This window comes from Mesorhizobium sp. M7A.F.Ca.CA.004.06.1.1 (genome assembly GCF_003999135.1).
Classification (GTDB): Bacteria; Pseudomonadota; Alphaproteobacteria; order Rhizobiales; family Rhizobiaceae; genus Mesorhizobium.
This window is the reverse complement of record NZ_RZPQ01000150.1, coordinates 1-9,623: the sequence shown is the minus strand read 5'-3', so window position 1 is coordinate 9,623 and position 9,623 is coordinate 1. Positions and strand designations below refer to the sequence as shown.

At 61.8% G+C, this 9,623-nt stretch carries 9 protein-coding genes and 4 pseudogenes; 8 read left to right on the top strand and 5 right to left on the bottom strand.

Features of this window, described 5'->3' with window-relative positions:
* Nucleotides 1–203, top strand: a pseudogene (locus EN906_RS12025) (ABC transporter substrate-binding protein); the annotation flags it as partial.
* 135 nt (nt 204–338) lie between these two features.
* Nucleotides 339–1,325, top strand: a complete 987-nt coding sequence (locus tag EN906_RS12020; RefSeq protein ID WP_127267061.1) for an iron ABC transporter permease — start codon at nt 339–341, stop codon at nt 1,323–1,325.
* A gap of 24 nt (nt 1,326–1,349) precedes the next feature.
* Here EN906_RS12020 and EN906_RS12015 read toward each other — a convergent pair whose 3' ends face one another.
* The 4 genes from EN906_RS12015 to EN906_RS12000 form a co-directional block, all read right to left on the bottom strand.
* On the bottom strand, nt 1,350–2,201 hold the full coding sequence (locus EN906_RS12015; protein ID WP_127267055.1) for a metal ABC transporter permease: 852 nt from the start codon (nt 2,199–2,201) through the stop codon (nt 1,350–1,352).
* Entirely contained in the window at nt 2,198–3,058 is an 861-nt protein-coding gene (locus tag EN906_RS12010) for a metal ABC transporter permease (protein ID WP_127267054.1), read from the bottom strand. Before EN906_RS12010 ends, EN906_RS12015 begins: the two co-directional genes overlap by 4 nt.
* A complete protein-coding gene (locus EN906_RS12005; RefSeq protein WP_206517197.1) occupies nt 3,055–3,915 on the bottom strand; it encodes a manganese/iron ABC transporter ATP-binding protein in 861 nt (286 codons plus the stop codon). The genes EN906_RS12010 and EN906_RS12005 overlap by 4 nt, the downstream gene beginning before the upstream one ends.
* An 86-nt stretch (nt 3,916–4,001) precedes the next feature.
* Complete coding sequence (locus EN906_RS12000; protein WP_127267059.1) at nt 4,002–4,871, bottom strand: metal ABC transporter substrate-binding protein; 870 nt, start codon at nt 4,869–4,871, stop codon at nt 4,002–4,004.
* A gap of 222 nt (nt 4,872–5,093) precedes the next feature.
* On the opposite strand from EN906_RS12000, the gene EN906_RS11995 reads away from it, so the two are divergent.
* On the top strand, nt 5,094–5,522 hold the full coding sequence (locus EN906_RS11995) for a Fur family transcriptional regulator (RefSeq protein WP_023813521.1): 429 nt from the start codon (nt 5,094–5,096) through the stop codon (nt 5,520–5,522).
* Between the two features lie 63 nt (nt 5,523–5,585).
* On the opposite strand, the pseudogene EN906_RS11990 reads toward EN906_RS11995, so the two are convergent.
* Nucleotides 5,586–5,883 (bottom strand): annotated as a pseudogene (locus EN906_RS11990) (phosphatidate cytidylyltransferase); the annotation flags it as partial.
* Between the two features lie 275 nt (nt 5,884–6,158).
* On the opposite strand from EN906_RS11990, the pseudogene EN906_RS37740 reads away from it, so the two are divergent.
* From EN906_RS37740 to EN906_RS11965, 5 genes and pseudogenes are all read left to right on the top strand, one after another.
* Nucleotides 6,159–6,343 (top strand): annotated as a pseudogene (locus EN906_RS37740) (2-aminobenzoate-CoA ligase); the annotation flags it as partial.
* A gap of 1 nt (nt 6,344) precedes the next feature.
* A pseudogene (locus EN906_RS11980) lies at nt 6,345–6,490 on the top strand (tryptophan 2,3-dioxygenase family protein); the annotation flags it as partial.
* Nucleotides 6,491–6,532: 42 nt separating this feature from the next.
* Nucleotides 6,533–7,669, top strand: coding sequence for an ABC transporter substrate-binding protein (locus EN906_RS11975; protein WP_127270513.1), 1,137 nt, complete (start codon nt 6,533–6,535; stop codon nt 7,667–7,669).
* A gap of 137 nt (nt 7,670–7,806) precedes the next feature.
* Nucleotides 7,807–8,727, top strand: a complete 921-nt coding sequence (locus tag EN906_RS11970) for a branched-chain amino acid ABC transporter permease (protein WP_127270515.1) — start codon at nt 7,807–7,809, stop codon at nt 8,725–8,727.
* An 8-nt stretch (nt 8,728–8,735) separates the two neighbouring features.
* Nucleotides 8,736–9,623: branched-chain amino acid ABC transporter permease (locus EN906_RS11965; RefSeq protein WP_164777156.1), on the top strand; the 888-nt coding region annotated here is incomplete at its 3' end.

Here is a 9,623-nt window from a genome sequence, read left to right as displayed (position 1 = left end):
TCCTCATCCTGCTCGATTACCAGGACGGCGGCGGCTACAGGAAACTGCTTGATTTCCTGAAGTCCCACCCGGCGATGAAAGAAACGGACGCGGTCAAGAACGAGCGCTTCGTCGCCCTGCGCTATGCCGAACTGACACCCGGACCCGCCAATATCGAAGCGATCGACAAAATCGCCAAGGCCATGCATCCGGAAGCGTTTTGATGCCTGTCGCCCAAAAGTGCGCAGCGGTTTTGGGGCAACGACATGCATGAGCAAAAGATCCTGGAAGTGCGTCGCACGCGTCCTGACAGACACGACGCATTTCCAGGTTTGCGCCATCCGGCATTCGCACTGGCCATGCTGGTGGGAGCGGCGGCGATCGCCGCTCTCGCTCTGCTGTCGATCGCCTATGGCTCGACGTTGATTCCGTTGGCCGACGTCGTTGCCTCGCTTGGCCGTGCGATTGGCTTCAGCGGGCACGACGTGTCCGGGCCGGTAGGCAAGATCGTCGTCGACCTGCGGCTGCCGCGCACGATCCTGGCCATCTGCGTCGGGGCCGGTCTCGGCGTCGTCGGTGCGCTGCTGCAGACGGTGACCCGCAACGACCTTGCCGACCCGTTCCTGTTCGGCCTGTCGTCGGGCGCCGCCGCGGGTGCGGTTTCCGTCATCACCGTCTTCGGAGACAGTTTCGGCATCTGGACATTGCCGGTCGCGGCCTTCACCGGCGGCATATTGGCTGCCGGTGTCGTCCTGCTGCTGGTTGCGCGGGTGAGGGGGCAAGGCCCGGAGCGGCTGATCCTTGCCGGCCTTGCCGTGTCCTTCATGTTCACCGCCTTGACCAATTATCTTGTCTTTGCCGGCGACCAGCGCGCCGCGCACTCCGTGCTGTTCTGGACCATGGGTGGGCTCGGCCTGGCGCGCTGGGACAATATCTGGCTCGGCGCCTTGGGTGCGGGCACTATCCTGGCTTACGCGCTGTGGAACCACCGCCGGCTCGATGCTTTCCTGGCCGGCGAAAACGCCGCCGAAAGCCTGGGCGTGCCGGTGGCGCGGATGCGAAGGATGACCTTTCTCGTCGCCGCCTTCTCGACGGCGATCCTGGTCTCGGTCGCCGGCGTCATCGGCTTCGTCGGGCTGATGATCCCGCATCTGTCGCGGCCGCTGGCGGGCCCCTTGCACCTGCGCCTGGTTGCCAGCTGCGCCGTGTTCGGCGCGGTGCTGTTGCTGGCCAGCGACCTTCTGGCCCGAACGCTGCTGCCGCCGCAGGAACTGCCGATCGGCATCATCACCAGCTCGGTCGGCGCGTTCTTCGTCGTCACCATGCTGATCCGCAACCGGCTTTAAGCGTGGCCTCGGTCAGGGTCGCGATTACTCTCCCGAAATGCCCAGTTGCACCTGTTGCTTTGGGCGCTTCGACTGGAACAGGGCAAGCAAAAAAACGCCGGCCTGAACCACGACGATGGTCGGACCCGTGGCTGCGTCGATGTGATAGCTGAGGATCGTTCCCACGACGCTCGACCCGATGGCGGCCGCGGCAGCAATGGCGAGCATCCGCTCAAAGCTCTTCGTCAAAAGAAAACCGATCGCTCCCGGCGCGATCAGCATGGCGATGACAAGGATGATCCCGACAGCCTTCAGCGAGGCCACGATGGTCAACGCGAGCAGCGTCAAGAGCCCGAAATGCAGCAGATTGACGGGCAGGCCGATCGCGCGCGCATGGGCCGGATCGAAACAATAGAGCAGCAGATCCTTGCGTTTTGCCAGAACGATGAGGATCGCCGGCACGACGATGATCGCCGCCTCGATCACGTCGCGCCACTGGACGCCGAGCATGTTGCCGAACAGGATATGATTGAGATGCTGGTCGGTCTCGACCTTGACGAACAGAACCAGGCCAAACGCGAACATGCCTGAGAAGACGATGCCCATGACTGCGTCCTCCTTGATCCGGCTGTGCTGCTTGAGGTAGCCCGTCGCCAAAGCGCAGCCAAGCCCTGCCACGAATGCGCCGAAGGCAAGCGGGATCCCGGCGATATAGGCGAGCACAATACCCGGAAGCACGGCATGCGAAACGGCGTCGCCCATCAGCGACCAGCCCTTCAGGACGAGATAGCAGGACAACACCGCGCAGATGGCGCCGACCAGAATGGCGACGGTGAGACCGCGACGCATGAACTCATGGCTGAGCGGTTCGGCGATCCAGGACCAGATTGTCATCATGACGCGACCTGGGATGCGGCACGTGCCGCCCGGCGCGCGGCGAGACGGCCATGTTTGGGTGCGAAGACGAAGGCAGTCAGAAAGACCACGGTCTGCAGCACCACGATCAGTCCGCCAGTCGCGCCATCGAGAAAGAAGCTGAGATAGGCGCCGACCGCGCTCGTCGCCGCGCCGATCGCCATCGCGAGCAGGATCATGACGCCGAACCGATCGGTAAGCAGATAGGCGGTGGCACCAGGCGTTACCACCATCGCGATCACGAGGATCGCGCCGACGGTCTGGAGCGCGGCGACGATGCAGGCGCTGAGCAGCACGAAGAACAGGACCCGCAACCGCCACGGATTCAGGCCGACGCCGCGCGCATGGTTCTCATCGAAGAACACCAGCATCATATCCTTCCATCGAAGCCCCAATACAGCCAGCGAAACCGCTGCGATGAGGATGACCTGGGTTACATCCTCGTCGGAGATTGCGAGGATGTTGCCGAGTACGATGGACTGGATGTTTACGGAGGTCGGACTGATCGACGCAATCAGCAGCCCGCCAGCGAACAGCGTTGTAAAGACAAGGCCGATCACGGCGTCCTCGCGAAGTTGCGTCACGCGCCGCACCAAGGTGATGCCGAGTGCGGCGATGAGGCCGGAGGCGAATGCGCCGGCGGCATAGGGAAGGGCCAGCATGTAGGCGGCCGCAACGCCCGGCACCACCGAGTGGGCAAGCGCGTCGCCCATCAGGGCCCAGCCCTTGAGTATGAGATAGCAGGACAGGAACGCGCAGACCATGCCGACCAGGGCGCTGACCCAGATGGCCTTGGCCATGTAGTTGTAGGTGAAGGGTTCCAGCAGGATGTCAATCACGGGGCTGGCGATCCGCTGTCGGGCTTCATCATCTTCTCTTGATCGCGCTCGCCGTAAAGCACCAGAGGGCGCTCGTCATCGGTCAGCACGGTCAGGTGGCGAGCGTCGGGGTCGTCGTGAAGATCGGCGCCGCCGAGGCGTAGATGCCTCAGCACGCCGCCAAAAGCTTTCGCAAGATTGGCTTGCGTAAACGTTGTCTCTGTCGGTCCGAAGGCCAGCACCGTCTTGTTGAAGATGACGACATGGTCGCAGAAATTGACGATGCTGCCGAGATTGTGCGTCGACACCAACATCAGCTTGCCGTCGTCGCGCATCGACCGAAGGAGATCGATGATCGCTGCTTCGGTCTGCACGTCGACGCCGGTGAACGGCTCGTCGAGCAGGATGATCTCGCCGCCCTGCGCCAGAGCGCGCGCCAGGAACACGCGCTTCTTCTGGCCGCCGCTCAGTTCGCCGATCTGGCGCTTGCGAAAATCGGTCATGCCGACCCGTTCCAGCGCCGCGTCGACCGCCATGCGATCGGCTCTGCGTGGGATACGCAGAAAATTCATGTGGCCATAGCGGCCCATCATGACGACATCTTCCACCAGCACCGGAAAGTTCCAGTCGACATCCTCGCTCTGCGGCACATACGCTACCAGGCCGCGCTTCAGCGCTGCGTGGACCGGCAATCCGGCGATAAGCACTGTTCCGGTCGACGGCGTCAGGAAGCCCATCAGCGCCTTGAACAGCGTCGATTTGCCGGAGCCGTTGACGCCGACCAGCGCGCAGATGGTGGAGGCGCCGAGCCTGAAAGAGGCGGAGTGTACGGCCGTGACCCCGCTTGAATAGCTGACGGTGACGTCGTCCACGTCGATGGAGGCAACGACCCGGCCGCTACCGGTCGATGTTCGATCATGGCTGCCCTGGACGCTGTCCGGAGCGAGCGCGGTGCGAACCCCGGTCACCCGCCGAACCCCTGGACGATAGTCTCGACGGTGGTTTCGAGAAGCTTCAGATAGGTCGGAACCGGGCCGTCTTCCTCGCTCAGCGAATCGACGTAGAGAACGCCTCCATAGGTGGCTCCGGTTTCGCGCGCGACTTGCTTGGCCGCCTTGTCCGAAATGGTGCTTTCGCTGAACACCACCGGAATCTTGTTCTCGCGCACCAGGTCGATGAGCTTGCGCGCCTGTTGCGGAGTGCCTTGCTGGTCGGCGTTGATCGGCCACAGATAGGCTTCGCGCAGATCGAAGTCGCGTGCCAGGTAGCTGAAAGCGCCTTCGCTTGTAACCAGCCAGCGTTGGTCCGTGGGGATCGCCGACAGGCGCTTGCGCATGGGCTCGTCGATTGCCTTGATCTTTTCCGAATAGGCGGCGGCGTTGGCGGCATAGACCTGGGCGTTTGCCGGATCCGCCTTGGACAGCGCCTTGCGGATGTTCTCGACATAGATGAGGGCGTTCTTCGGCGACATCCACGCATGCGGATTGGGCTTGCCTTCGTAGGGCCCCTCCTTGATCCCCATCGGCTCGACACCGTCCGTGACGACGGCGCTCGGCACGTTCTTCACGTTGTCGAAGAATTTCTCGAACCAGCGTTCGAGGTTCATGCCGTTCCAGAGCACGAGGTCGGCCGATTGCGCCTTCACCACGTCGAGCGGCGTCGGCTGATAGTCGTGGATTTCGGCGCCGGGCTTGGTCACCGACTCTACGATTGCCGCGGTCCCGGCTACGTTTTGCGCGATATCCTGGATGATCGTGAACGTCGTCACGACGCGCAGAACCTTCCCTGCCGCAGGCTGGGTCTCCTGTGCCATGACCGGAACGAGGCTCGCCATCGTCGCAAAACCGATGGCCACAAGGCCGCCAAGCGCCCGCAGCATCGTCCTGCGGGTTGGGGAAGCAGAAACAGTCATCGGATGCCTTTCGACTGGAGTTGATCGTCGCCCATGCGCTGCTCACGTCATGCTAATGCGTTTGATTTGCATCTAATATTGCAGTTGCAACTGATTTGCAAGTAGCTAATTGCAGTCGCGTGGCAACGCGGCTAAGTATGGCGGATGAAAGCGGATAACGACCTTTTCGAGCGATTCCGGAGCAATTTGAAAGCCGCCGGTGTCCGGATGACCGAACAACGCAAGGTGATCTTGCGGCTGCTGGCGGATGCGCACGACCATCCGGACGCGAACGAATTGTATTCTCGTGCCCACCAGATCGACGGCAGCATTTCCTTGTCGACCGTCTACCGGACGTTGCGGCTCCTGGAGGAGAAAGGCGCCATCCAGCGTCATGCCTTCGACGAGGGCCGCGCCCGGTTCGAAAACGCGGACCGTGAACATCACGACCATCTCATCGACCTCGACACCGGTCAGGTGATCGAGTTCCGTTCCGACAAAATCGAGAAACTGCAGGCCGAGATAGCGTCGGAGCTTGGCTTCGAAATCGTCCGCCACAAGCTGGAACTGTATGTCAGGAAACGCGCCAAATAGCGTGGTTTCTGGTCGTCACCATGCTGATCCGGGTCTGATCGCGGCGGGCAAGACGCCGCCGGCTCAGACCGTCCAGAAATAGCGCACAATGTGAAAGAAGACAGGCGCGGCGAAGACCAGGCTTGTCGGTGCGGTCCATCATGCCGCCATGGCCTTCGATCAGATGGCCCCAGTCCTTGACGCCCTGGTCGCGCTTGATGGCCGAGGCGACCAACCCGCCAAGAAATCCCATCGAGCAGGCGACGAAGGCCACGGCCGCCGCCTGCAGCGGCGAGAAGGGCGTGCCGATCAGGCCTTCCCAGGTTTTCGACGGCGAGACGTTCGGCGAAAAACGGTGTTTTCCAAAGAGCTTGCCGAAGATGCCGAACATGCCGCATTTGTGCACCAACGCTCGGGCATGGCTAAAAACTTTAGGCTTGAAATAAATTTGGTCTGGTGCAATTCTCAATCGTCAGTCGAGAGCGTGGGAGGTCTCGCTGTGCCAAATGCCGGTCGCATATTCGATCGCGCCGGGTGCTGCCGCATATGCCGGATGACCAGCCCGGCGTCGGCGCAAAGCCTCCCCGCAAGTTGCGTATTCAAACACACGCACGGCGACAAGACCGTGGCAACGAGCATCTAGGGGACAGCCGCAGAATGCTTGGACCGTCAGCGCATATCGACACGTTCACGCGCGACAACCTTCCGCCCGAGGAACAGTGGCCGAACTTCCTGCTCGATGGCTTCGACTACCCCGAATACCTTAATGCCGGTGTCGAACTGACCGACGTCTGGTCGAAAAGGGTCTGGGTGACCACACCGCGCCGATCGGCAATGGCCGGGCGCTGGCGCTTCAATCATGTCACCACAGTCGAACGCATCATCGGCATGAAACGCAGCACCGGCGGCACGTCGGGCGCTTCGTATCTGAAGAGATGCTGGAGGTTGAACTGTTCACTGAACTCTGGAAAGTTCGCACCCGGCTCTAAAGCTATTTTATCTATATTGAAAACACTGGGAAGGAGAGAAAAATGAAGAATATCCTGGCATCCAGCATGTTCGCTTTGTCGCTGGCCACATCTGGCCTTGCCTATGCCGAACCCGTCAAGATCGGCGTCATCACCACGCTTTCGGGCGGCGGTGCGGGTCTCGGCGTCGACATGCGCGATGCCTTTACGCTGGCGATGAAACAGTCCGGCAACAAAGATGTCGAACTGGTCATCGAAGACGATGCCCAGAAGCCCGAGATCGCGGTGCAGCTCGCCGAAAAGATGATCCAGAGCGACAAGGTCGACCTGCTCACCGGTATCATCTGGTCGAACCTGGCGATGGCGGTGGTGCCCAACGCGGTGGCGCAGGACGTCATCTATTTGTCGCCCAATGCCGGCCCGTCGGCCCTTGCCGGCGCCAAGTGCAACAAGAACTATTTCAACGTCGCCTACCAGAACGACAATTTCCATGAGGCGATGGGTCAGTACGCCAACAAGGACTACAAGAAGACCTTCATCCTCGCGCCCAACTACCCGGCTGGCAAGGATTCGCTGACCGGCTTCAAGCGCTACTACAAGGGCGAGCTGGCAGGCGAGGCCTACACCCAGATCGGCCAGGCCGACTACGCCGCCGAGATCGCCCAGATCCGCGATTCCGGTGCCGACTCGGTGTTCTTCTTCCTGCCTGGCGGCATGGGCATTTCCTTCATGAAGCAGTACGCCCAGTCGGGCGTGAACATCCCGGTCATGGGTCCTGGCTTCTCCTTCGACCAGGACATTTTGCCCGCGGTTGGCGACGCAGCCCTTGGCGTCAAGAACTCGGCGAGCTGGTCCAGGGACCTCGACAACGAAGCCAACAAGCAGTTCGTCGAGGCCTTCAAGGCCGAATACAATCGCCTGCCCTCAATCTACGCCGCCCAGAGCTGGGATACGGCGAACCTGATCCTGTCTGCGCTGTCCAAGGCCAGTGTTAAGGACAAGGACGCGTTCCGCGCGGCCCTCAAGGCAGCCGATTTCAAGTCGGTGCGCGGCGAGTTCACCTTCAACACCAACAATCATCCGGTCCAGAACATCTACGTCCGTGAGGTGGTAAAGGAAGGCGATGTCTTGACCAACAAGATCATCGCCACCGCCTTCGAACACCACAAGGACGCCTATGCCGACCAGTGCAAGATGTAGCCCAAGGCTGCATCCGCTTTGCTAAAGTGCCGGCCTCGTCATCGACGGGGCCGGGGCCGCGGCGAGGCCGCATCGCCGTATCTTGCAGCGGCTTGCTTCGGCATTCCCCGCCTTGAACCACAGTCCGGATCGTTCATTTGTCCATCGCCCTTCTGATCGAACAACTTCTCAACGGGCTGCAGCTCGGAGTGATGCTGTTCCTCATGGCCGCCGGCCTGACGCTGATCTTCGGAGTCATGGGCCTGATCAACCTCGCCCATGGCTCGCTCTACATGGTCGGCGCCTTTGCCTGTGCCACGGTCGCCGCCGCCACTGGTTCGTTCTGGATCGGTCTGGTGGCGAGCCTGATCGCTGCGGCAGCCGCCGGTGCGGTCATGGAGATCGTTGTCATCCGCAGGCTTTATGAGCGCGACCATCTTGACCAGGTGCTGGCGACGTTTGCGCTGATCCTGATCTTTTCGGAAGGCACGCGCTGGCTGTCTGGCTCGTTTCCGCTTTATCTCGACATCCCACCGCTGCTGCAAGGCGCGGTGCCCCTGCCCGGCGGTGGCCAGTACCAGCTCTACCGCCTCGCCATTATCGGCGTCGGCATCGCCGTTGCTGTGGGGCTCTATCTGCTGATCTCGCGCACCCGTCTCGGCATGCGCATCCGCGCCGGCGAATCCGACCGCGAGATGATCGCAGCCCTCGGCGTCGACATCCGCACGCTCTACACTGTTGTCTTCGCGCTAGGTGCTGCCCTTGCCGGCCTTGCCGGCGCGCTGGTCGGTGCGCTGCAATCGGTGCAGGTCGGCATGGGCGAGCCAGCACTCATCCTCGCCTTCGTGGTCATCGTCATCGGCGGCATCGGCTCGATCAAGGGTGCGCTGTTCGGTGCCATCCTCGTCGGCCTCGTCGACACGATGGGCCGCTTCCTCCTGCCCAAGGCGCTGGCGTTGATGATGCCGACGGCACAGGCCGGGCTGATCGGTGCCTCACTCGCCTCCATGCTGATCTACATAGTCATGGCCCTGATCCTCGCTTTCAGGCCAAGCGGCCTGTTTGCGGCGCAGTCGTAAGGGCCACCATGAGCCGCGAAACCATCATCAATATACTGCTGGCACTTCTGCTGCTAGCGATCCCGTTCAGTGCGTCTGCAATGGGCGAGCAATTCTACGTCACGCTTGCCACGCGCATTACGATCCTTGCGCTCGCTGCTGTCGGGCTCAACATCGCGCTTGGTCTTGGCGGGCTGGTATCCTTTGGCCACGCCGCCTTCTTCGGCCTTGGCGGCTATGCCGCCGGCATCCTGGCGACCCATGCCTTCAACGCCGAACCGCTGTTGTTTGGCCTGCAAGGCACGACCTCGATGCTGGTCATCTGGTCGGTGGCTATCCTGGTTTGCGGCCTTGTCGCCTTGCCGATCGGCGCGATCAGCCTGCGCACGACGGGCGTCTATTTCATCATGATCACGCTCGCTTTCGCGCAGATGATCTACTACTTCGCCATCTCCTGGCCGGCCTATGGCGGCGAGGACGGGCTGTCGATCTATGTCCGCAATGGCTTTCCCGGTATGAACACGGCGCAGTCCCTGACCTATTTCCTGATCTGCTATGTCGTGCTGATGGCAGCACTTGGTCTGTTCTGGCTGCTGCGCGGATCGCGCTTCGGTGCCGCATTGCAGGCGGCACGGCAGAACGCGACCAGGCTGTCCGCCGTCGGCATCGCACCCTTCAACATCAGGCTCGTTGCCTTCGCCATCTCTGCCATGGTCACAGGCCTCGCCGGCGCGCTGTTTGCCGATCTCAACCGCTTCGTCAGCCCCTCGATGCTGTCCTGGCACATGTCGGGCGAGCTGATCGTGCTCATCATCCTTGGCGGCAAGGGTCGGCTGTTCGGCCCGGTTGCGGGCGCGATGCTTTACGTGCTGTTCGAATTCGCGCTTGGCGGCTTCACCGAACGCTGGCAGTTCTTC